Origin of the sequence: Vibrio sp. THAF64 (genome assembly GCF_009363455.1) — a bacterium.
In the GTDB taxonomy this organism is placed as follows: domain Bacteria; phylum Pseudomonadota; class Gammaproteobacteria; order Enterobacterales; family Vibrionaceae; genus Vibrio; species Vibrio coralliilyticus.
Map to the genome: position 1 here is coordinate 2,219,153 of NZ_CP045355.1, position 21,785 is coordinate 2,240,937.

Below are 21,785 nucleotides of genomic sequence, written 5' to 3' on the forward strand. Positions count from 1 at the left end.
GCCGCAAAGCAATGAAAAAAGCCCGCCTTAGGCGGGCTATGATTCCAAATAAGAAAAATATAATTGGCAATAATATAATTATTTCCCGATTAAACAGGTGACGACTTTAATCAGCTCAATTAACTGATAATTAACTCTGGATTAATAGTCTAAAAACATTTAGATTCTCGGGAAACAAATAAAAATTACACATTAGAATAAAATAAATCAAAGAAATTTATTTTAATGAATTACAAGCATGAATTAAATCACGTTTGGTTGACTAGTAGATGATAGATAAGATAATAAGGCTTATTACAGAAAGTAAGCATGACACAGGTGGTGTGAAATTCCTCGCTCAGGAAATGGGCATTAAGTATAGCACGCTGTATAGCCTGTATTCCGGCAAGAATAGTAACCCCACAATCGATACGGTTGGAAAGATTTGTGATTACTACAACATTACCTTTTCTGACCTCTCTGATGAAGCAGCAGCACCTCATCATTTTGACTCGTTGCACCCTGAAATAGTCAGGCTGTCCCAGCATGAAGGTGTCGATGTTTTCATTAAAAACAACCACCTTATTGATAGTTTACCCAAAAGTAGCCAGTTGATTTTTGAAAAATTCACTCCCCCTTTGAAAAACAAAAATCATTATATTTGCCTCACAGAAACTGGTGAAATTGTCTTGAGAAAAGCCATTGAAGAAGATAATAAATTTCTATTTATCTCTTCAAATAGAATAATTCACAAGAATGATTATCCAATAATGCAACTAAAGAATGTCAAAATATAACTTCTTCAAAATAAGGAAAAAACGCTCTCGACTCTATTCTATCGATGGATTGGTAGGTTTTATAGACAAAGAGATGTTTCGACACGCTTATATTGATAAACACGACGTCGATCTTCACAACGGAAAATACTCTATTTCCGACAAGCGGATCCGCGCTATCAATGTAAAGGAAAAAACCATCGAAATGGAAATATCTGATATTCCAGTGACCGTGACGATGAAAAGCCTGCTTACACCTTCAATCAGACAAGAACTCGATATTAGTAATGAAAATTTTGTCGCCATCTATCACCAAATGGAGCAATAACCAATGAACGTACTAGAAAAGTCGACCATGCTCGCGACTCTAGGGCTGTTCTGTTTCCTAACTGCTTCAAACATGGCCGCAGCAAAAGCTGTTGAATTCTTCGGCATCCATCTTACGGCGGGATTCTTCACCTACCCGTTTGTTTACCTTTTCTCTTCCATCATCATGGCGACGCGTTCTCCGGACGTGTACTTCAAATGTATTACCTTTGCCTATTTCGGTTATCTGTCGTTTATCAGCCTGATGTACATTGCGGCGATTCTGCCCGGTGTCAATGCCGAGTCGACTTACAACAAGAGTTTTGACCTAATCTACAATCTCAGTAATTACCGAATTTACTTATCCTCATTGTGTGCCTACTTCGTCTCAATGTTCCTGTTTGGTGTGCTATTTAACTCACTGAAGATTGAAAGCATCGCAATCAGAATTGCGTTGGCCACGCTAATCGTCGCACTCGCGGATGTAAACCTCTTCCTCATCCTGGCTTTCTGGGGTGTTAAAGCAAGCAGCCTACTGATGGACATTATGTTCTGGGCGAGCATTAAAAAGCTGGTTGCACAGCTGGTTCTGCTGGGGCCAACCCTCTTAATAATTAACCTGATCAGGAACAAACATGAGTACTGTGTTTCAAATTAGCGATTGCCATTTGAGCGATGAGTCGAGCTTTCAAAACCTTGAGAAGGCGCTGAATGTTGCAAATGCTGATAGTGATTGCGACACAATTCTGCTGACCGGTGATATCTGCTGTGGCCCTAAATCAGGCGATTATACAAAGCTGCTGAGTTTTGTTTCCCAGCACGTTGATAGCAAAAAACAGGTTTATGCCATTGCAGGTAACCATGATGATATCGTTTTGATGAAAGATGAGCTGAAGGGCTCTTTGATTCAGGTGGTGGATCAATGTGAGATTGCAGGGCGTCATTTCGTCTTCCTCGACTCAAGTCAGAAACCTATTGATGCTCAGCACCCTCTCGGCTCAGGCAGAATAGACAATCGCGGTATCGCTCACCTGAGAAAGCAAATCCGTAAGAAAAAAAAACCTATTGTGGTCGTACATCACCCTGTCATTCGTGTTGGCTCAGAGTGGATGAAGGCCATCTGCCTTGAGAACGACCAACAGATATTCAACATCCTTAAGCAATCTGGCGTCAGAGAAGTTATTTGTGGTCATGGCCATGATCATATTACCTGCACCAAAGAAGGTGTTACGCAGTACATGGCGCCAGCAACCGCTTATGGATTTGATCACTCCATTCCTGAATACAATCGAAGTGAGCGTATCGGAATGAACAAATTTACTATTTCAAAACAAACAATAACTGTAAATGAGGTTGTGCTATGAGATTAAGCTTGGTTCTCGATATTTCGAAAGCCGTTGTCGCGATGTATGTGGGGGTATTCTGCGTACTGGTCAGCTATAACAATGTGATTGACTACAATACAAACTTCCAATTTGTGCAACACGTATTGGCTATGGACCAAATGAAGGCATTTTTTACAGGCGATAATCTGTATGGACGTGCGATCACTTCTCCGACACTTCACACTGTGTTTTACAATCTGATCATCGCACTTGAGTTCCTTGCGGGCGCTTTATGCGTTGTCGGCGCGGTAATTATGTTCTTCAAACGTGAAGCGGCCGGATTCTCCAAAGGTCAGGCTTTCTATGTAGCCGGTGTCACCGTCGCTTTAGGTGTGTGGTATTTCGGTTTTGGCGTGGTTGGCGCTGAGTGGTTCTCGATGTGGGCAAACTCATGGAATGGCCAGATGAAGGCATACACCTTCGCTATGTTTATCATTCTGACGTTGATTTATGTCCTGATGCCAAGGCCAAATAACGACTAGTTCATTACTAATAGCAATAAAAAAACCCTGCTGATTGAGCAGGGTTTTTTCTATCTAATCACAAGTAATTAGTCGCGAAGTGACGCACCAAACTTCTCAGATACGTGAGCAACGATAGCGTCAACCATAACAGCAATATCAGCATCTTCTAGCGTACGCTCAACTGACTGTAGCGTCAGTGCGATTGCTAGGCTCTTCTTACCTTAAAATCTAACCTCTTCATACTTTAGGCTAACTCTACGACTAATGTCTAACTCACTGAGACTATTTGTTTTTTTCAGTTTGGTTTAAGGTACTAACAACTTCAATAATTGCGTTTATTTATAGGGTAACTTGTTCTTTATCTTTAATAGTGAACCTCAAGCTCTTTACACCAATACCAACGATATTCTTGCTTGTTTCCGACCCTATTCTTAGTCAGTCATCTTCACTTTTTGATAATAACTCAAGTTACACCTAATAGAGATTTGTCGCATTCTTTGTAGCAAACACTAACTACTCCGCTACCTCTTAATATCGGGAGTAAATTACGTTTGTTGGAACAACACACCTCAGAGTGTGAACGAAAGGAATCAAAATGAGCAGTACTTTAGAGTCCACACATATAAGAACAGATAAGCCTCAACCCAATGAGGATCAACTAACTTATGAACAACAACACAAACCAAGCTCTGAATTTGAGTCTCGAGAGCAGTACCTAGAGCACGAATTGCAAATTATGTCGCCTAAACGCTGGCGCCCAAATTTGCCGTTTAAAGATTATCGATTTGAGGTTGAAGACACCATCCCAGCAATGGCGGCGACCATTGGTAAAGTGGTAATGGTGGGCGCTATTGCAGCAACCTTTGCCGGAGCTCTAGGGCTAAACGAAGGGTTTATTCTAGAAAATGTTCGTTATGAATTACTTATCGCTTCAGTGTTCATTATTCTTTTCTCTGGTTTTTTACTGCCAACCGCTAACCTCGCAGGTACACACGGACCACTTATCCCTTTGATTCCGATTGTTGTTGCCGCTGGCGGACACCCGATGGCCTTTGGCTTGCTGATTGGCGCGTTTGGCTTATTGTTGGCCATCAGTAAAGGTGGCAGCATGCTGGCAAATCTCACCAGTAAAGGTGTGTGCGGTGGCTTATTGCTCTACCTAGGCTTTGTTGGGACCGTTTCTCAAGTCAAAAAGCTATTCGCCTGGGCTGAAGGAATTGGTATGAGTCACATCGCTTTTGTTGTGATCTTTTGTACCATTATTTTGTATGCGCTATTGGAACATTTCCGTAAGCGTTGGCTAGCAGTACCTCTTAGTTGCTTGCTGGGTGGCACGTTAGCTTTTGCTATGGGCGCACCGTTTTCTTTCCAAACCGAGCCTGGTTTACCTAACATGAACCCTATGTATTGGTGGGGGGAGAATACAGGTTGGATGCTAGGCCTACCGACAATTGAACATTTCATGGTGGTATTGCCGTTTGCGATTTTAGCAGTGGCTATGTGGTCACCGGACTTCTTAGGGCATCAAGTCTTTCAAAAAATCAGCTACCCGGAACGTACGGAAAAAGTACACATGAACATTGACGATACCATGACCACGGCTTCTATTCGTCAGACGTTTGGTTCTCTTCTTGGTGGTACTAACTTTACCTCTTCATGGGGGACTTACATCGTGCCAGCAGCAATAGCTAAACGCCCTATTCCTGCGGGTGCTTTGCTGACGGCGCTATTTTGTATCATCGCCGCAATTTGGGGCTACCCGATGGATTTAGCTATCTGGCAACCTGTACTTTGTGTTGCACTAATCGTTGGTGTATTCGTCCCATTGCTAGAAGCTGGCATGGAAATGACGCGCGAAGGGAAAACCACTCAATCTGCCGCAATCGTTGTGTTTTCATCAGCGCTAGTAAACCCTGCATTTGGTTGGTCGCTCACTATGCTGTTAGACAACTTAGGTTTAGTCGGTTGTAAAGAACGTAGCGGTGAACTGAGTAAAATGAGCCGTTGGGTGTTGCCTGGCATTATGTTTGTGGTGCTAACCAGTGTGATGGCGTTAGTTGGGCTTCTACCAGGGATTCCTGCGATTATCCCTAGCTTTCGCTAACCGCTAGACGCCGAGTTAAAACCAATGGGTATTTAACCTCTCGGCTATATCTGTAAAAACTAAGGCCTCGCAATAGCGAGGCCTTTGGTTTCTGAGGTGATGACTAGCCAAATCATTTTTGCCCCAAAGTTACTTAGCGCAACAATATTGACTTGTTTATTGCATCACTAGTGACCTACTTTTACTAATGATTAATTATACAATCAGTTTTGCCCATTTCCTTCCAACTACAATCGTGATGACCAAATAAGGAGGAGGTCATTATGGTGGTTTTCAACAAAACAAAACGAAGTGGCGTCAAAAAGCCTTTTCGGCTTGAGGAAATTTGGCGGATCAGAACCAGACTAGAGATTGAAAATAGTTTGATGCAGCTTGCGCTACTTAACTTAGCTATTGATAGCAAACTTAGAGCAAGTGACTTGCTCTCGCTCAGGGTTTGCGATGTATCTTCTCAAGGTAGGATATTCAGTCGTGCTAAGCATACTCAACGAAAAACAGACATTGAAGTTCAATTTGAAATAACTACAAGAACTCAACAAAGTCTAATGAAATGGATTTTGATTTCTGCTTTAGACGCCAGCGATTTTCTTTTTCCAAGCCAAAGACGAGAGCAACAACCAATTAGTTATTCGTACTATAGGTCCCTAGTCAGAAAGTGGGCATCAGATCTTGGGTTGGATTCTCATCTTTATGGTACTCACTCAATGAGGCGAACCAAAGCTACATTAGTCTATGCAAAAACGAAAAACATTCGAGTGGTGCAGCTTTTACTGGGACATACAAAGGTAGATAACACGATTCGCTATCTTGGTGTTGAACTAGAAGATGCATTATTACTTTCAGAAGACACTGATTGTTAGTTGAAAGGAGCCCTATTTCTTAGGGTTCCAATTAGCTAGTCTCTGACAGTCTGTGACCCTATATGAGTCATTCCATATACTCTTAAGAGTAGGTTACTAAAAGTATACTAATTGTAATCCAATATCAGGTAACTAATATATACCGCAAGACACAAGATACGAGGGTTTCATTTGTGTATCCAATCTATTTTTTGCGGAGTAATTAGCTATGAGTAACGTTCTTATCATCAATGCCCACGAACCATCACCATTCTCAGAAGGTAAACTTAACGCTTCTTTGGTAGATAAAGCGGCGACATTATTAGAGCAGAAAGGTCATTCAGTTCGTATCGTAACCATGCAAGAGGAATGGGTCGTTGATGAACAGTTAGCGCATTTTGAGTGGGCTGATCGTGTTATTCTGCAATCCCCAGTAAACTGGATGACGATCCCTTGGTCTTTCAAAAAATATATGGATGAAGTATTCACTGCTGGTATGGGCGGCGAATTGTGTGCTTTTGATGGTCGTAGCGCAGAAGAGCCAACTAAGAACTATGGTACAGGTGGCACGCGTACTAACACCAAATATATGCTTTCACTGACATTCAACGCACCAAAAGAATCTTTTGATGATCAAGATGAATTCTTATTCCAAGGTAAAGGTGTGGATGATTTAATGTTCCACATGCACGCTAACTTTCGTTTCTTTGGTATGTCAGCATTGCCGACTTTCGCTTGTTATGACGTGATGAAGAATGGCGATATTGAAAATGACTTTGCACGCTTTGAATCGCACCTTAATGAGCTATTTTAATTAACAAGACCAGCAGGGGTCGCTAATTGCCTCTACTGAGAACTTAATTCAATCAGCGCATAGTGCTACTATAGTGTAAAACTTAAACTAGGGACTTGTGGCTTCTTTCAATGAATGAACCCCTGCTATCTGGTTTCTTGATTTGTGAGATTGTATGAAAGCAAGAGTAGAAGTAGATCCAAGAGGGCGTAAAAATGTTATCGATGCCTGCTCTGAGCCTTGTGCGATAGAAAAAGGCATGCGGATCTTGGGTTCTAAGTGGAAAGGTTCCATCATCTATCATCTGAAAGACGGCCCAGTCAGATTTAATGATCTTACAAGAATGTTGGGCGGAGCCAGTAAGAAGATGGTTGACCAACGCCTAAAAGAGCTAGAAAGTGAAAATATGGTGGTACGTCGCGTGATCAATGACAAGCCACTAGCGGTGAGTTATGAGCTGACTGAGTTTGGCACAAGCGCTCTGACAATTCTTGATGAATTGAGGAAGTGGTCTGAAAGTAACAATATTCAGATTAAATGATGTTCGGCTATGTAGTGTTGGTTCAAACAATCACTGAACAACCGATACAAAAAGGCAACCTGTTACTAGATTGCCTTTTTTCATTCTTGCCTTGTGAGGTTTGAGACTTAGTAGTCTAGCGTTCCTCGGATTGGGTAATGGTTATTTGGATCACGAATCCAGGCTAGACCGCGAGTTAATGCGCCAAGCTCTGGCCTTACAAATGGGTTGTTTGATAGGTCAACTACATGGACATTGCCGTGCTCATTGACGACAAACAGCCCCGGCTCTGCAAAGTTATGGTCAGTTTCTGCTTCTGAACGCGGTAGAGAAATATAAAGCCCTAACGTCTTCATTTGTTGCTCACTTAGACCATAAGCAATAGGGAAACTGATATCGAGCTTTTCTAGATGTTGTTCTAATTGTTGTTTTGAATCGGCAGAGACAGCCAAAATATCAACGCCTGCATCGCTGAAGGCCTGCTTGTGAGTCTCAATTTCGTTAAGGTATTTGGTGCAAAGCGGGCAATGCTTACCACGATAGATAAACACCGCTTGCCATGTTGCATCACCTAGAGGCTGACCTAGCGTAACTTTGGTCCCATCCAAGGTTGTTGCTTCTAATGTAGGGAAAGTGTCACCGGCTTTGAGCTTCTGTGAGTATGTCATCTCGACTCCTTGAATTGGGTTTACAACTAAGTAGATAAAAGTAGATAAAAAGATAAGCCACTAGGAAACCAGTTGCAACTGGTATACTTTTAGTAACCTAGTTATGGGCGTGAGAATGTCTACCTCGTCTGGATGAAAACGGCAAAGCATTATTCTGCATCCGCCTTAGCCATCAGTTCAGATAGGATTTGTTTATAACCTTCAACTGGGTGCGCCCCAGAAACGCCAGACTCACGGTTGAAGACGACCGTTGGCACACTTGAAACACCCATTTGCTGCCATTGTTTCTCTGCGTTACGTATCGCACTACGTTGCTCCGCATCATTTAGCCAGCGCATTCCTTCTTCAGGGTCAAGGCCTACAAAGATTAGCTCTTGCTTGAGAATCTCGCGGTCAGAGACGTCTTTCTGCTCACTGAAAAATGCGGTAAATAAACGCATTTTTAGTTCAGTCTGCTTGCCCAAACTCTTGGCGTAATCAAGTAGAAGGTGTGCGTCAAATGTGTTCACCATCTTCATGTCATCAAAGTAGTTAAACTTGAAGCCATGCTCCGCGCCAATGCTGGCGATACGAATACGCGCGTTTTTACTTTCCTCTACACTACTGCCATATTTACGTGCAACGTGCTGACGAAGGTTTTCTCCCTCAGCAGGCATATCCGGATTGAGCTCAAAAGGTTGCCATTCAATCTCGATGCGGTCTTCAATGCCAAGCTCTTTAATAGCGGCTTGTAAGTGGTTGTAACCAATAATGCACCAAGGGCAAACGACATCACTAATAATGTCTAGTTTAATCATATTACTCATGATGATTCCTTATTAGAAAGTACTGTAGGCGTTACGCAAACAGTACTTGAGTGGTGTTATTGCTGTTGATTTAGATTAACGCTCGTTAGGATGCGTCCACGCATATTTTTGGAATGGCGCATCAGGTTCAGTATGTGCCAGTGCGTTAGTGAAGTTCGAGATAAGCTTTGCAGACAAACCCGTCAATACTTCAAGTGCTTGACGCTTGGTGAAACCTGCATCTAGGAAGGCTTGCAGTCTTTCATCACCAATATGACCACGGTTATCAAGCAGCTCTTTGGTAAAATCATGCAACGCTTGTAACTTCACATCAGGAATTGGAGTACCTTCGCGCAGCGCTTCAATCGCTTCATCTGGCATTTTGCCTGCTTTCATCATCCATGTATGACCCGGAACGCAGTAGTGACAGTTGTTCTCAAAGTTCGCTGTCATGAAGACCACCTGCTGCTCTAGCGGGCTGAATGTTGTGTTCTTGATAAACAGTTCGAAAACCGTGTTGTATGCTTCGTACGTCGCTGGTGCTTCAGCAAGAACTGCGTGCAGATTGGGTAGCATGCCAAAGCCTTTAAGAGACTGTTCTACCAGAGCTTTAGACTCTTCAGGTGCGGTTTCGGCGTTGTAACAAGTAAACTCAGTGCTCATGGTTATCTCCTTAGAAGTTAGCGTCTAGGTGCGCTTCAAAGCGAGCAAAGTCGTTCTCAATGTCTGCGTTTTTCATAACGTCGTAGCAAGCAAAGGTTGGCAGTGCAGACATGCCAAAGAAGCGGAAGTTTGCGTGCATGTGGAACATCAAGTCATCAACACTACAACCTTGGAATAGGTATTCGCTATCATCATTGAATGATTCTTCTGGCGCATTGAATGTGAAAGAAAGCATGTATTTCGTATTTGTACGAGTCCCGCCTGTTCCATAATTTTTCTTTGGTTCTTCTGGCGTTCTGCCATCAAAGGCACATAGCGCACCACCCATCCCCGCAGTGAATACTTCATCCATGTATTTCTTGAAAGACCATGGGATGGTCATCCAGTTGACAGGTGATTGAAGGATCACTCGGTCTGCCCATTCAAAGTTCGCCAGTTGCTCATCAACTACGATGTCATCTTGCATTGTAACTACACAAACTTCGTGGCCCTTTGATTCTAACTGGGTGCGAGCTTTCTCAACTAAAGCCGCATTTAGTTTGCCTTCAGAAAATGGAGATGGTTCGTGTGCGTTAATGATTAGAACGTTACTCATGATATTAACCCTTCAATATTTGGATGTTTACAGAGCGAATAATGATTTCGCTGTCTTGCGGTTTATTATGGTTACCTAGAATTAGACTACAACTAGTTAACTTTTAGTAACCACTATAAATTTCAGCAAAATTGACAGTAAGTTGATGTTTAATAGGCACTTTATTTTTTAAGGGTTAAGGGCAGGCATAGATAAGCAGAAATAGGTTACCAAAAGGATACTACTTGAAATATCGCAGGAGGTTACAATAATAAACCACATAAACAGAATAGAGTACTAACCTATAGGACATAACTGTATGGATTTATCCCAAAAACACCCATTGTGGCGTAAACCAAAACATCATCTTGATGCAGATAGCAGCAATGATCATGTGCATTGGATTGAGCTTTTTTACGATTTAGCCCATGTGGTATCGATTTTTGTTCTTGGGAACTTCTTAAGTCATCATCTTGGCTTTGGTGGTTTTGCCATTTTTGCTGCACTGTTTACCGTGATCTGGGTTGCCTGGTTTGACTTAAGCCTTTTTAACTCCATTTATGTCAGCACCGATGTCCAGCACCGTTACATTATGGCGGCGCAGATTATCACCATTATGATCATGTCATCAGCGATAGTGCATATTGATGGTGCTGGTTGGGCTTACTTTGCTATAGGTTACGCGATAAACCGAGCGATTATGTCACTGCTCTATTTCAGGGCTAAAACGGTCGAAGATAGTGAGACTTTTCTACCAAGTCGCATGTCACGAAACTTTGCTATTGGCTCAGTCATCTTCTTTATTAGTGCGTTTCTCCCTGCGCCATATAGCTACATGGTCTTTGCTGCCGGGATGGTGGTTTTAGCTGCGTTGTATGTCGCGCCAAAAGTTGGCGTACTTTACAGCAAGCGATTCTTACCGCGCTTTGGACATATGGCGGAACGTTTTGTACTGCTACTACTTATCGTTGCTGGCGAGGGCTTTTTTAAGCTTGTCATTACTCTTGCAGAAAAGGGCATCGATGATGTGGTTGGCGATGTGTTTGTTAATTACGCATTTGGTGGTCTCTCTATTTTCGTTTTATGTTGGATCTATTTTGATTTTGTTGGTAATGGCAAGCCGCGTGATAATGAGCCGAAAACATTCATCAAGTGGACGGTCGCTCACCTGTTCTTGATGCTTTCTGCTGTCATGATAGGTGTTGCACTGTCAGCGGAAGTGAAGATTAGCTTTATGGATCAATACCCATTCAAATATGCGTTGATTGGTTGTTTAGGCTTGGCGACATACCTGTATTGCTTGCTTCAGATTCAAAACGTTATTGAACTTCGCACGGCCCATCGTTTTGCTACTGCTAAAGTTCGTTATATTGGTATTGCGCTGTGCTTTGTGACGCTTGCTATTGTGTCGTTTGTTCCTTCAATTGTAGCCAATGTCGTATGGGGAGCAGCATTGTTCTCTCAGATCCTCATTCCTGTGAGAACTGCATTTAAAACCCTGACTGAAGAAGCTGAGCAATAGTTCGATTAAGCCCTTTTGTTTGAACCGCAGGGCAGTCTACTTTGCGGTTCACTGGATTGCCATTATGTATCGACCAAAAGTACCGGAACAAATCACAAGCTTTCAATTGGCAGTCTTAATACTGTCTTTGTTTGTTGTGGTCTCATTAACCATTGAACTTATCTTTAAGTTACCGCCTGAAATTCTTCAGATATTGATTTACGTAGATACCTTTATCTGCATGATCTTCTTTATCGATTTTGTGCAGCAGTATCGTGCTGCGCCATCAAAGCTTGAATACATGAAATGGGGCTGGCTTGACCTTATCTCTTGTATTCCGTTAATGGAGATGAACCAGTTTGCTCGTTTGATTCGTGTGTTTCGCCTAATCCGTGCAATCAAATCTATCTCTATGATTTCTCATGCAATCAATGAGAACAAAGCGTCCACGTCACTGCATTTTATGGTGGTGACTTCATTGATGATGATGGTGTTTGGCTCTATTTATATTCTCTATCTTGAGAAAGAAATGCCGGGTGCCAATATTCACACCGCTGGTGATGCGTTTTGGTGGACATTCGTCACCATCACGACGGTTGGATACGGTGACTTTTTCCCTGTGACTCTAGAAGGGCGCATTGTTGCCATTGTTTTAATCACGACTGGCGTTGGTATGTTTGGTAGCTTTACCGCGGTTCTCGCCTCGTGGATCATGGACACTTCTAACGAGCGTAAGATGGAGGTTCAGATCTTAGAAGAGGTGCATGAGCTCAAAGCAGAGGTTCGGGAATTGAAATCAATACTAAAAAAGCAAACTGAAAGAAATGAGTAGTCTGCTATCCTGCAGCTAGACTTACCATACTTGTAGTTATTCATGAGTTGTTAATATTCAATTTTTCGTAACTCATTTTTGTCCACTAATGAGCTAACACCCTAGCTCCTTAATCGCCCCAAACAAAAAGGCCTCGCTATGCGAGGCCTTTGATTTTCTATCTAATCAGTAGTGATTAGTCGCGTAGCGATGCACCAAACTTATCAGATACGTGAGCAACGATTGCGTCAACCGCGCCAGCGATGTCTGCATCTTCAAGCGTACGCTCTACTGACTGTAGTGTTAGCGCAATTGCTAGGCTCTTCTTACCTTCTTCAACGCCTTTACCAACGTATACGTCGAACAGCTTGGCATCTTTCAGGAACTCACCACCTTGTTCTAGACACGCTGCAACGATGTCGCCAGAGGCTACTGCTTCATCAACAACTACCGCGATGTCACGACGGTTTGATGGGAACTTAGAAAGCTGAACCGCTTCTGGAATCACTTTAGTGTTGATTGCAGACCATTCCACTTCGAATACGATAGTACGGCCGTTTAGACCAAACTTACGCTCAAGTTCTGGGTGAACGGTACCGATTACACCTACTTGCTTACCATCAACGATGATTGCTGCAGATTGACCTGGGTGAAGTGCTGGGTTCGCTGCTTTATCTTCAGCCGAAAGCGCAGCAAAAGAGTATGCGTTTTCGTTTGCTGTAAGCTCAAGAACCGCTTCTAGATCGCCTTTCAGATCAAAGAAATCAACCGTGTTAGTTTCTATGTCCCAGTGCTCTTCGCTGCGAGTCCCTGCGATAACACCGGCAAGCATAGGCTCTTGGCGCATACCGTTTTCAGCAGACTCACATGGGATGAAACGCAGGCCGTATTCGAATAGACGAACGCGTGGCTGTTGACGTTTCTGGTTGTGAACCACAGTGTTTAGTAGACCTTGAATTAGGCCTAGGCGCATTGCTGACATATCCGCAGAGATTGGGAATGGCAGAATTAGCGGCTCAACACCTGGAACAACAAGCTTTTGCTGCTCTGGCTCAACGAAGCTGTAAGTGATTGCTTCTTGGTAACCACGGTCAACTAGTAGGTTACGAACGCGTTTTAGCGGAATGTTCGCTTCAACGTGGTCGTGCATCTTAAGTGCTGCCGCTGGGTTTTGGTTAGGAATGTTATCGTAACCGTAGATACGACCTACTTCTTCAATTAAGTCTTGCTCGATTGCGATATCAAAACGCCATGTCGGTGCTGTCGCTGTCCAACCAGTGTCAGTTGTTGATACTGTTAGGCCAAGACGCTCTAGGATTTCAACAACATCGCTGTCTGCAATGTGGTGACCTAGTAGGCTGTCTAGCTTAGTGCGACGTAGTGACACTGTGTTTGCTTTTGGTAGGTCAGCTTCTGACTCTTCAGCAACAACAGGGGCTACTTCACCGCCACAGATCTCAACAAGAAGTTCTGTTGCACGCTCCATTGCGCTCGTTTGTAGTGCGAAATCGACACCACGCTCAAAACGCATTGAAGAATCTGTATGTAGACCGTAGCTACGCGCGCGGCCACGGATGTGGTCTGGTGCAAAGAACGCACACTCAAGTAGTACGTCTTTAGTCTCAGTGGTTACACCAGACTCTTCACCACCGAAGATACCTGCGATAGCAAGTGCTTTGTTGTGGTCTGCGACAACTAGAGTATCTGCGTTTAGCTCAGCTTCGTTGCCGTCTAGAAGAGTTAGCTTCTCGCCCTGCTCTGCCATACGAACGACGATGCCACCTTCAATCTTAGCAAGATCAAATGCGTGCATTGGCTGGCCTTGCTCTAGAAGAATGAAGTTAGTGATGTCTACTACTGGATCGATAGAACGGATACCACAACGGCGCAGTTTTTCTTGCATCCAAAGTGGTGTTTCAGCTTGAACGTTTACGTTCTTAACTACACGGCCAAGGTAACGTGGACATGCAGCAGGTGCTTTCACTTCGATAGAAACAGTGTCGTCAATCGCTGGAGCAACTGGGTTTACCGCAGGCTCAGTCACGTCTGCACGGTTTAGAACGCCAACTTCACGCGCCATACCACGGATACTGAAACAGTCAGCGCGGTTAGCCGTTAGGTCTACGTCTACTGTTACGTCGTCAAGACCTAGGAATTCACGGAAATCAGTACCGATTGCAGCGTCTTCTGCTAGTTCCATGATGCCATCAGATTCAACGTCGATGCCTAGCTCAGAGAATGAACACAGCATGCCGTGTGATGGTTGACCACGTAGTTTTGCTTTTTTGATTTTGAAATCGCCTGGTAGAACAGCACCAACAGTCGCTACAGCAACTTTGATACCTAGGCGGCAGTTAGATGCGCCACAAACGATGTCTAGAAGTTCTTCAGCGCCAACATCTACTTTGGTTACGCGTAGTTTGTCAGCGTCTGGGTGTTGACCACACTCAACCACTTTACCTACTTTAACGCCAGTGAAAGAACCAGCAACAGGTAGTACGTCGTCTACTTCTAGACCCGCCATTGTGATTTGGTGTGTAAGTTCGTCAGTCGATACCGCAGGGTTTACCCACTCACGAAGCCAAGATTCGCTAAATTTCATAGTGATGGTTCCCCTGGATTACTTGAACTGTTTTAGGAAACGAAGGTCGTTCTCGAAGAACGCACGAAGATCGTTTACGCCGTAACGAAGCATAGTCAGACGCTCAACGCCCATACCAAATGCAAAGCCAGAGTATTTCTCAGGGTCGATGCCTACGCTGCGAAGTACGTTCGGGTGAACCATGCCACAGCCTAGAACTTCAAGCCATTTGCCGTTCTTACCTTTCACGTCTACTTCTGCTGAAGGCTCTGTGAACGGGAAGTAAGAAGGACGGAAACGAACTTCAACTTCTTCTTCAAAGAAGTTACATAGGAAGTCATGCAGGATGCCTTTTAGCTGTGCGAAGTTTACGTTTTCGTCTACTAGCATGCCTTCCACTTGGTGGAACATTGGCGTGTGCGTTTGGTCGTAGTCGTTACGGTAAACACGGCCCGGTGCGATGAAGCGGAATGGTGGTTTACCATTTTCCATCGTACGGATCTGAACGCCAGACGTGTGCGTACGTAGCATTAGATCTGGGTTAAAGAAGAACGTGTCGTGGTCAGTACGCGCTGGGTGATCTTCTGCGATGTTTAGTGCATCAAAGTTGTGGAATGCATCTTCAATCTCAGGACCAGACTCAGTGTTAAAGCCTAGCTCACCAAAGAACTGTTCAATACGCTCAACTGTACGAGTCACAGGGTGAAGACCACCGTTCTCGATACGACGCCCCGGTAGAGTCACGTCAATAGTTTCTTCAGCCAGCTTCGCTTCTAGCTCTGCACGTTGCAGTGCGTCTTTGCGTGCGGCAATCGCTTGTTGAACTGCACCTTTTGCTTTGTTGATCTCTTGACCAGCAGTACGGCGCTCTTCTGGTGGTAGTTTACCTAGGCTTTGAAGTTGAGCCGTTAGCTCACCTTTCTTACCTAGATACTGAACACGCACTTCATCAAGTGCGACTAGCGAATCAGCAGCTTCAATTGCTGCGCCCGCATTAGCAATGATCTCTTCTAGATGTTGCATCGTTTCCTCATCTACCTTTAGGTAGTTTCCATAAGGGTTCCCGCGAGGGATTTTTGGTATTTTCAAATAGCTGTACATAGTAACGAAAGCGAGGTCTAAATCCAATCTGAAATCGGGATTCGACCTCTCTTTGGGTAAAAAAACAGCTTAATGATTGTTCGAGTTCATTAAGCTCAGCTATTTGGGTCTGTATCGACGAGGAAACTGGGTAAATTAGACGCTAGCGTGAAGTGTCATAGGCAGAGGAATGGAGCGGTTGCTCACACGTCGCAACACAGTTGCGTCCTTGCGATTTGGCTTTGTAGACCGCGTTATCTGCCCCCTTAATGAGATCGTTGAAATCTCTCATTTCATAGGTACGCTCTGCCACACCGACACTAATGCTGCCACACCAGATGTCATCACCTGCGGGCACACGCATTTGAGCAACAATTTGTCTCGTTTGTTCCGCCACATGCGCGCCTCCTTCGACGTCAGTATTAGGGCAGATGACGAAGAACTCGTCCCCGCCAAGACGACACACCAGATCATCACTGCGAAATGAGTCATTTAGCGTCTGAGCTAACTCCACCAGCAAGCGATCGCCTGCGTCGTGCCCCGCACTGTCATTCACCTGTTTGAAGTTGTCAGCATCAATCATGATGCACACCAAAGGCTCTTGATTGAGGGTTGACTCATGCCAGTATGCTTTCAGTTTGCGAATAGCACAGCGTCTATTGGGAAGCTGAGTGAGTGGATCAGTTAAAGATAGCTCTTCAAGCTGCTTATTCGCTTTGGATAACTGTTTAGTCCGTTCTTTCACTTTATCTTCTAAGCACTGATTCAGTTCCAGCAGCTCTTTGTTTCGGTCAGAAACCTGTTCGAACAAGCCATTAAGCGCCTTAAGAAGCGGCTCCGTCGAGCTGTCTTGTTTCTTCTCTTCGCGCTCATAAGCGGTCTTTGGATCCACACCCGCCTGAACCTGTTTAACCTGACGAGACATATTCTGGTCAATGCCAAGGATATGGTAAGCCAACCAATGAATCAGAAAGTTAAACAACTGCTCAGAAGCTTTCTTGTTTTCATCACTGATGAACGCCTGCATGCTGATAATATCCGTCATAAAAGCACGGTGTATTTTGATATGGCCTTCAATATGAGCGGGGTGAAGCCCTACCGAATGCATGAGCGCTTCTTCTTCCTTGAAATGAAATTCTGCGTATCGAGATAATTCAAACAGCGCCATGCGAATGTCTTGTAATGACATATTATTCTTGGTGAGTAACTCTCCATATCGATTGATGATCTCGACTAGGTATTGGTGTTGTTCATCAACATCGTCTAAGCCGGTTTCGTAGCAGTTATCCCATTGAAATGACTTCATTCGCTAATAGCCTTCAGAATTATATTTATCACATTGCACTGTCAGCACGATGCATAAAAACCATAAATGATTTATGGATTTTACATAGGAATGTAGCGATGCTAAGGACTTAAATACAAAAAAGGGAGCTGGATCAGCCCCCTAGAGTTTGGAATAAAGATCACGTTTAAAAAGTGTTATTGAGCTCTCACTTAGAAGTAATACTCTAACGACACTTCAATGAAGTCATCCTTACGCGCAAAGTACAATAAGTCGTCAGGTGTGTCATTCTCAAACCACCACCCATCAACTCGCCATTTAAGGTGATTGGTCAATCGACTTGACGCTTCCAACTTAGCACTGAACACATCACTGTTATCCAGATCCTGTGTGAATCCGAGTAATATTTCGGTACCATCCTCATCGTTCAGCTCGAAACGTGAACCAATGAACACATCGTTTTGACCTGTACTTTGAGCATTGTTACCTCGACTGTCATAGAGATACTCTGCGATAAGCCCAACATCCCAAACACTTTCCAATGCACCAACAATGGTGTATTCAAATCCTGAAACCAACCCAATGTGGTGATCAAAACTGTCACGATAGATACTCTCGAGCTTCCACAACCAGTCACCTACGATGCCTTGAATATCCACGCCGACTTGCTTCGCCTGCGCGTAGTAAGGCTTCAAGTCAGTCCCTTGAAGGCGGAAATACGGATCGCGGTTAGTCCCTTGAAAGTAGCTCAACCCTAAATCCCAATCTCCAAACATCTGGGTGTATCTCACCGCATAATCAACGTGCTGCTCCTCATGAGAAGATTCATAAATCGCATCCTCTGAGACTGGCAATGTCGTCCTCAAACGCCCATCTTGGCCTGCAAAGGTACGCTCACGGAAGTAAGGAAGAAGCATCGCGTCAAGAATTCCCCAATCTTTGACTGAAGTTAGGTGCAACATGGGTTGCCCTAGCTTGTCTTCGCCGTCCACCGCTTCAATCGCATCGGTTTGATTCACCACATCGACCAGATGTGCAGACTCAGTAACACCCCAGAAAACCTTTCCGATCCCGGCACGTAGTTCGTAGTCATCCCAGTAAGTTAAATAAAGCGCTTCTCGAATGTCGCCGTGACTTCGCTCATCATCTTCGCTGTCTAAACGATAAAAAGGCGTGAAGGTAAAATCTGAATTGTCATCAATCTCCCAATAAAATTCAGGCTGTAAGACGATTGAACTTTGACCTTTACCTTGCCCCTGAAGTCCGTCGGAAAAGAACTGTCTATGCTCAAGATTGACCTGACCTGAGAGTTCGAAACCATGGCAATGTAAGGCAGCTAGCGTCAGTGATACACAGGCCGCGAGGCGACCTGTCTTATTCCATATTTTGCTCATAGCGATCCTTATTTCACCCGTTTGAGGATATTCTTCTCAAAATCTCTTGCTCTCAAACCAGTCTGAAACTGGAGATCACTAGTAGTAAGCAACGTGCTCTTGCCTGTTTGATGGTTCGTCATCGCCATGGTGTGCGCACGCCAATATTTATCTAGATAAAGCTGGTAATCATCGAATTTAAGCGTTTTCAGCAGTGACCCTTTTCGGTCATAGAATTCAACTTGCATTGGTCGGTAATGCGCTTTATCCAGCCAGACTTGCTGTTTGGTGTAACCCGAGTTTTTGTCTGTTGGTATCTGCTCGACAACGAAAGTGCTGCGCCCTCCGAACTCTTCATCACGGAGGTAAGTGAAGGTGTATTTCTCCAGCTCAAACGAGCTCAAGTCTTCATAAGCAAATTCACTGCCCATAAACGGGCCCGATTTATTGCGTGAGGAAATCCGCTTAACTCGTTTAAGCGCTGGTAGATATAACCATTGGTCATCAGCATCGATAGTGTGCGAGTGGTTGAGAAATGCCGTTCCTTTGACGTCTCTTGGCTGATCGAAAATCGTCAGTCCTTTATCGCCGTCATCAGCCACTTCAAATGACTTCATACGCATTTCGCGAGTACTGCTCTCTCCTTGAGCGTTTTTCAGCACCATTTGCATGGTTGCGATTGAGTCACCCCAGCCTTCATCTCGTGCTTTGCGTTCGGTCGCAATTTCCAAACCTTTTTCAGCGTTGGCAAACGCCATAGACTGACTGCCAATTGTCAACAAAGCAGACAGCGCGACCGATGTGATCAATGAATAATTTGAACGTTTCATAGTGTATTCCCTTAACTTTGTGTCTGAGGAGCCGTTGTTGGCTGAGTTGAAGTGGCGGCTGATGTCAGTGATTCGTTTTCCTGCGCATAACTCGCGGTATCAAAGCGCATCAACAGCGCTGGTAGGAAAACAAAGTCAACAACAAGAGCAATAAAGATCACCATGGCGCTCAGCTGGCCCATATCTGCATTAAGTCTGAACGTGGACATGGCCAGCACAGTGAACCCTGCAACCAGAACAATGGTGGTGATCCATAGAGCTCGGCCTACAGTGTGAAAGGCGTAGCGAACCGCTTGTTCCGCGTTTTGCCCTTGTTTACGTGCACGTTGATATTTCGAAAGAAAGTGGACCGCATCATCAACAACGATACCCAGTGTCAGCGTGACAACCACAGACAGACCTAGGTTTATCTCGCCAGAGATCAAGGCCCATAAACCAAAGCCAATAACTGCCGGAGCCATGTTAGGTACAATGCTGATCACACCAAGTCGCATTGATCTCAGAGCAAAAATCATCAAAGCTGAAATCAAGATCAGAGTAATAGGCAGTGTCGACAGCATGCTTGCCATATTGGTCTCACCAATGTGTGCAAACATCAGCGATGGGCTTGAAGCCAACACGCCGTACTGCGAGCCGTTCGCCTTAAACCAGTCGTAAATTCGATTCTCTAAATCGACCAGTTCAACACTGCCCAAGTTGTCGATGGTCACCACCAGTTTGATCGACGATTTATCGACATTAATCTGGTTATTAAGATCAAGGCCATATGGCAGTGACATTTCATACAACAGCAAATATTGTGCAGCGAGCTCTCTTTGCAGAGGCAGTTTGTAGTAACTGTCATCATCGCCATGCATGTTTTTGTTCAGGCGTTTATAGACATCGGAAAGCGTGGCGACGTGATCCGTTTCTGGCTGCATACGAAGCCAGTCAGTAAAGTTGCTAATCGTCTGGAGAAAAATAGGATCCGCAATCCCTTGGGACTCATGGGTTTTCACCACAATACTGATGGTTGTCATGCCACTGATGCGCTCTTCCATGAAATCTGCGGCGCGGCGAAAATCATTGCGCGAGTCAAAATACTTCACCGATTCATCGTTCACCTTATTCAGTGGAATCAGTGCAGCAGATACCGCAATGACAACAACAGAAATAGGCAGCAAGGCTTTGCGGTTATTCACTACCCAATCGCCAAGCTTATCCATCGAGTCACTGGTTTTCCCATTATCGGTCTCTTTTCGCTTCACTTTAATTGGTAGCAATTTGAGTAGCGCTGGCAACAAGCTGACTGACAGAAAGCACGCCAACATAACACCAAGCGCTGCCAAGTTACCGAAATCTCTCAATACCGGTGAATCCGACATATTCATCATCAGGAAACCAATCGCTGTAGTCACAGAGGTGATGACGATCGGCATGAAGTTAATCGAAACACTGTGGTCGATCGCGTACTGCTTAGAATGGCCTTTCTGCATGCTCTGACGCATCGTTGCGATAACATGAACGCAGTCTGCTACAGCCAACGTCATCACTAAGGTGGGAATATTGACCGTAGCTGTACTGAGGAACATACCAGCCCAACCCGATAACCCCATGGTTGCGGCGACTGAGCCGATGATCACCACCAGAGTGGCTATCACACTCAGGAAGGAACGCAGCATAATGGTCAAAAATACTAGTATTACCAGCAACATGGCTGGCACTAATGTTGAGCTGTCATCCTGAGCGGCGACCATGAAAGCATGGTTCATTGCAATGATCCCCGCTTTATGGAACTCGACATGAGGATACAACTCACCATATTTGCTTAACAGTTCATCGACTCCGGCAACCACTTCGAGTGCTTCCGTCGTCTCATCAATTTCAGGTAACTGAACAGTGACATTCACCACTGTCACATCGCCTTTTTCAGAGATCAGGGCGTGCTTGACCACAGGTTCAGACAAAGCAATTGCCTTAACCTTTTCGATGCGTTCTGGCGTAAGAGGATAATCTTCCAACAGAAGATCCTCGACAATCAGGTCATCTTCAATGGCTTCGGTATGCTGATAATTGGCAATGGAGTCGACTCGGCTTGAATAAGGTACTAGCCAGGCATCTTGGGTAAGCTGTTGAATCAGTTCTAGAGTTTTTGGCTCAAAAACGTTGCCGCTTTGGGGGGAAATGATGATTGCGATGTTGTCGGATTTGGCGAAAGTGGTTTGTATTTCCTCATAGGCGAGCAGTTGTTGGTTTTTTCCGTCAAAAAAGATGTTGTAGTCACCACGGAAATAAAGATTCTTTCCTCCAAAAGTGGCAGCGGTGACCAGTGCTAATGACAGTAGGAGTACCCAACCGCTAAATCGGGTAGGTAAGGTTAACCACGGATGTGGTTGATTTGGATTAGAGTTGGCTGATTTCATCACACTCTCCGTTTGTGACGTTTCGTCAAAAGTTGTTATTTAAAAACCAGCTAACGCTGGCACTTA

21 protein-coding genes and 1 pseudogene are annotated in these 21,785 nt (G+C 44.4%); 11 read left to right on the forward strand and 11 right to left on the reverse strand.

Annotated features, from left to right (window positions below):
* The first annotated feature begins 269 nt into the window (after nt 1-269).
* From FIU99_RS10115 to FIU99_RS10135, 5 genes are all read left to right on the forward strand, one after another.
* Entirely contained in the window at nt 270-776 is a 507-nt protein-coding gene (locus FIU99_RS10115) for a helix-turn-helix transcriptional regulator (protein ID WP_021456021.1), read from the forward strand.
* A gap of 73 nt (nt 777-849) precedes the next feature.
* The gene (locus FIU99_RS10120) at nt 850-1,083 is read left to right on the forward strand and encodes a hypothetical protein (RefSeq protein ID WP_129542190.1); all 234 of its coding nucleotides are present in this window, start codon (nt 850-852) and stop codon (nt 1,081-1,083) included.
* A gap of 3 nt (nt 1,084-1,086) precedes the next feature.
* The gene (locus FIU99_RS10125; protein ID WP_006962692.1) at nt 1,087-1,719 is read left to right on the forward strand and encodes a queuosine precursor transporter; all 633 of its coding nucleotides are present in this window, start codon (nt 1,087-1,089) and stop codon (nt 1,717-1,719) included.
* The gene (locus FIU99_RS10130; protein WP_006962693.1) at nt 1,697-2,425 is read left to right on the forward strand and encodes a metallophosphoesterase; all 729 of its coding nucleotides are present in this window, start codon (nt 1,697-1,699) and stop codon (nt 2,423-2,425) included. The genes FIU99_RS10125 and FIU99_RS10130 overlap by 23 nt, the downstream gene beginning before the upstream one ends.
* Nucleotides 2,422-2,928 carry a DUF2165 family protein gene (locus tag FIU99_RS10135; RefSeq protein WP_006962694.1) on the forward strand — a complete coding sequence of 169 codons (507 nt, stop codon included), beginning with the start codon at nt 2,422-2,424 and terminating at the stop codon, nt 2,926-2,928. Before FIU99_RS10130 ends, FIU99_RS10135 begins: the two co-directional genes overlap by 4 nt.
* Before the next feature lie 68 nt (nt 2,929-2,996).
* On the opposite strand, the pseudogene FIU99_RS10140 reads toward FIU99_RS10135, so the two are convergent.
* Nucleotides 2,997-3,131, reverse strand: a pseudogene (locus FIU99_RS10140) (hypothetical protein); the annotation flags it as partial.
* A 374-nt stretch (nt 3,132-3,505) separates the two neighbouring features.
* Between FIU99_RS10140 and FIU99_RS10145 the strand changes: the two are divergent.
* The 4 genes from FIU99_RS10145 (at nt 3,506) to FIU99_RS10160 (ending at nt 7,187) form a co-directional block, all read left to right on the forward strand.
* The gene (locus tag FIU99_RS10145) at nt 3,506-5,014 is read left to right on the forward strand and encodes a DUF3360 domain-containing protein (RefSeq protein WP_006962695.1); all 1,509 of its coding nucleotides are present in this window, start codon (nt 3,506-3,508) and stop codon (nt 5,012-5,014) included.
* A 263-nt stretch (nt 5,015-5,277) separates the two neighbouring features.
* Nucleotides 5,278-5,874, forward strand: coding sequence for a tyrosine-type recombinase/integrase (locus FIU99_RS10150; RefSeq protein WP_010451980.1), 597 nt, complete (start codon nt 5,278-5,280; stop codon nt 5,872-5,874).
* A 208-nt stretch (nt 5,875-6,082) separates the two neighbouring features.
* Complete coding sequence (locus FIU99_RS10155) at nt 6,083-6,667, forward strand: NAD(P)H-dependent oxidoreductase (RefSeq protein WP_006962696.1); 585 nt, start codon at nt 6,083-6,085, stop codon at nt 6,665-6,667.
* A gap of 154 nt (nt 6,668-6,821) precedes the next feature.
* Nucleotides 6,822-7,187 carry a helix-turn-helix domain-containing protein gene (locus FIU99_RS10160; protein ID WP_006962697.1) on the forward strand — a complete coding sequence of 122 codons (366 nt, stop codon included), beginning with the start codon at nt 6,822-6,824 and terminating at the stop codon, nt 7,185-7,187.
* Between the two features lie 107 nt (nt 7,188-7,294).
* Here FIU99_RS10160 and FIU99_RS10165 read toward each other — a convergent pair whose 3' ends face one another.
* The 4 genes from FIU99_RS10165 to FIU99_RS10180 form a co-directional block, all read right to left on the reverse strand.
* A complete protein-coding gene (locus tag FIU99_RS10165) occupies nt 7,295-7,834 on the reverse strand; it encodes a redoxin domain-containing protein (protein ID WP_006962698.1) in 540 nt (179 codons plus the stop codon).
* Between the two features lie 149 nt (nt 7,835-7,983).
* Nucleotides 7,984-8,640 (reverse strand): DsbA family oxidoreductase, encoded by a 657-nt coding sequence (locus tag FIU99_RS10170; RefSeq protein ID WP_006962699.1) that lies wholly within the window; start codon nt 8,638-8,640, stop codon nt 7,984-7,986.
* Nucleotides 8,641-8,715: 75 nt separating this feature from the next.
* Nucleotides 8,716-9,282 (reverse strand): carboxymuconolactone decarboxylase family protein, encoded by a 567-nt coding sequence (locus tag FIU99_RS10175; RefSeq protein ID WP_006962700.1) that lies wholly within the window; start codon nt 9,280-9,282, stop codon nt 8,716-8,718.
* 10 nt (nt 9,283-9,292) lie between these two features.
* Nucleotides 9,293-9,877 (reverse strand): NAD(P)H-dependent oxidoreductase, encoded by a 585-nt coding sequence (locus FIU99_RS10180; RefSeq protein ID WP_006962701.1) that lies wholly within the window; start codon nt 9,875-9,877, stop codon nt 9,293-9,295.
* A gap of 298 nt (nt 9,878-10,175) precedes the next feature.
* Between FIU99_RS10180 and FIU99_RS10185 the strand changes: the two genes are divergently transcribed.
* Together FIU99_RS10185 and FIU99_RS10190 are read left to right on the forward strand one after the other, a co-directional pair.
* Entirely contained in the window at nt 10,176-11,378 is a 1,203-nt protein-coding gene (locus tag FIU99_RS10185) for a low temperature requirement protein A (protein WP_152472264.1), read from the forward strand.
* 64 nt (nt 11,379-11,442) lie between these two features.
* A complete protein-coding gene (locus FIU99_RS10190) occupies nt 11,443-12,189 on the forward strand; it encodes an ion transporter (protein WP_099608026.1) in 747 nt (248 codons plus the stop codon).
* A gap of 175 nt (nt 12,190-12,364) precedes the next feature.
* Here the strand turns inward: FIU99_RS10190 and pheT are convergent, their stop codons facing one another.
* From pheT to FIU99_RS10220, 6 genes are all read right to left on the reverse strand, one after another.
* On the reverse strand, nt 12,365-14,770 hold the full coding sequence (gene pheT, locus FIU99_RS10195) for a phenylalanine--tRNA ligase subunit beta (RefSeq protein WP_006962704.1): 2,406 nt from the start codon (nt 14,768-14,770) through the stop codon (nt 12,365-12,367).
* An 18-nt stretch (nt 14,771-14,788) separates the two neighbouring features.
* Nucleotides 14,789-15,772 carry a phenylalanine--tRNA ligase subunit alpha gene (gene pheS / locus FIU99_RS10200; protein WP_006962705.1) on the reverse strand — a complete coding sequence of 328 codons (984 nt, stop codon included), beginning with the start codon at nt 15,770-15,772 and terminating at the stop codon, nt 14,789-14,791.
* Between the two features lie 220 nt (nt 15,773-15,992).
* A complete protein-coding gene (locus FIU99_RS10205) occupies nt 15,993-17,135 on the reverse strand; it encodes a GGDEF domain-containing protein (RefSeq protein WP_006962706.1) in 1,143 nt (380 codons plus the stop codon).
* 191 nt (nt 17,136-17,326) lie between these two features.
* Nucleotides 17,327-18,508, reverse strand: coding sequence for a hypothetical protein (locus FIU99_RS10210; protein ID WP_006962707.1), 1,182 nt, complete (start codon nt 18,506-18,508; stop codon nt 17,327-17,329).
* 8 nt (nt 18,509-18,516) lie between these two features.
* Entirely contained in the window at nt 18,517-19,317 is an 801-nt protein-coding gene (locus FIU99_RS10215; protein ID WP_006962708.1) for an outer membrane lipoprotein-sorting protein, read from the reverse strand.
* 11 nt (nt 19,318-19,328) lie between these two features.
* Entirely contained in the window at nt 19,329-21,719 is a 2,391-nt protein-coding gene (locus FIU99_RS10220; protein ID WP_006962709.1) for an RND family transporter, read from the reverse strand.
* Between the last annotated feature and the right edge of the window lie 66 nt (nt 21,720-21,785).

Excerpts from the sequence above, each read along its gene's own strand:
- FIU99_RS10115 (WP_021456021.1), top strand. The coding sequence starts at position 270 with ATGATAGATAAGATAATAAGGCTTATTACAGAAAGTAAGCATGACACA.
- FIU99_RS10120 (WP_129542190.1), top strand. The coding sequence starts at position 850 with ATGTTTCGACACGCTTATATTGATAAACACGACGTCGATCTTCACAAC.
- FIU99_RS10125 (WP_006962692.1), top strand. The coding sequence starts at position 1,087 with ATGAACGTACTAGAAAAGTCGACCATGCTCGCGACTCTAGGGCTGTTC.
- FIU99_RS10130 (WP_006962693.1), top strand. The coding sequence starts at position 1,697 with ATGAGTACTGTGTTTCAAATTAGCGATTGCCATTTGAGCGATGAGTCG.
- FIU99_RS10135 (WP_006962694.1), top strand. The coding sequence starts at position 2,422 with ATGAGATTAAGCTTGGTTCTCGATATTTCGAAAGCCGTTGTCGCGATG.
- FIU99_RS10145 (WP_006962695.1), top strand. The coding sequence starts at position 3,506 with ATGAGCAGTACTTTAGAGTCCACACATATAAGAACAGATAAGCCTCAA.
- FIU99_RS10150 (WP_010451980.1), top strand. The coding sequence starts at position 5,278 with ATGGTGGTTTTCAACAAAACAAAACGAAGTGGCGTCAAAAAGCCTTTT.
- FIU99_RS10155 (WP_006962696.1), top strand. The coding sequence starts at position 6,083 with ATGAGTAACGTTCTTATCATCAATGCCCACGAACCATCACCATTCTCA.
- FIU99_RS10160 (WP_006962697.1), top strand. The coding sequence starts at position 6,822 with ATGAAAGCAAGAGTAGAAGTAGATCCAAGAGGGCGTAAAAATGTTATC.
- FIU99_RS10165 (WP_006962698.1), bottom strand. The coding sequence starts at position 7,834 with ATGACATACTCACAGAAGCTCAAAGCCGGTGACACTTTCCCTACATTA.
- FIU99_RS10170 (WP_006962699.1), bottom strand. The coding sequence starts at position 8,640 with ATGAGTAATATGATTAAACTAGACATTATTAGTGATGTCGTTTGCCCT.
- FIU99_RS10175 (WP_006962700.1), bottom strand. The coding sequence starts at position 9,282 with ATGAGCACTGAGTTTACTTGTTACAACGCCGAAACCGCACCTGAAGAG.
- FIU99_RS10180 (WP_006962701.1), bottom strand. The coding sequence starts at position 9,877 with ATGAGTAACGTTCTAATCATTAACGCACACGAACCATCTCCATTTTCT.
- FIU99_RS10185 (WP_152472264.1), top strand. The coding sequence starts at position 10,176 with ATGGATTTATCCCAAAAACACCCATTGTGGCGTAAACCAAAACATCAT.
- FIU99_RS10190 (WP_099608026.1), top strand. The coding sequence starts at position 11,443 with ATGTATCGACCAAAAGTACCGGAACAAATCACAAGCTTTCAATTGGCA.
- pheT (WP_006962704.1), bottom strand. The coding sequence starts at position 14,770 with ATGAAATTTAGCGAATCTTGGCTTCGTGAGTGGGTAAACCCTGCGGTA.
- pheS (WP_006962705.1), bottom strand. The coding sequence starts at position 15,772 with ATGCAACATCTAGAAGAGATCATTGCTAATGCGGGCGCAGCAATTGAA.
- FIU99_RS10205 (WP_006962706.1), bottom strand. The coding sequence starts at position 17,135 with ATGAAGTCATTTCAATGGGATAACTGCTACGAAACCGGCTTAGACGAT.
- FIU99_RS10210 (WP_006962707.1), bottom strand. The coding sequence starts at position 18,508 with ATGAGCAAAATATGGAATAAGACAGGTCGCCTCGCGGCCTGTGTATCA.
- FIU99_RS10215 (WP_006962708.1), bottom strand. The coding sequence starts at position 19,317 with ATGAAACGTTCAAATTATTCATTGATCACATCGGTCGCGCTGTCTGCT.
- FIU99_RS10220 (WP_006962709.1), bottom strand. The coding sequence starts at position 21,719 with ATGAAATCAGCCAACTCTAATCCAAATCAACCACATCCGTGGTTAACC.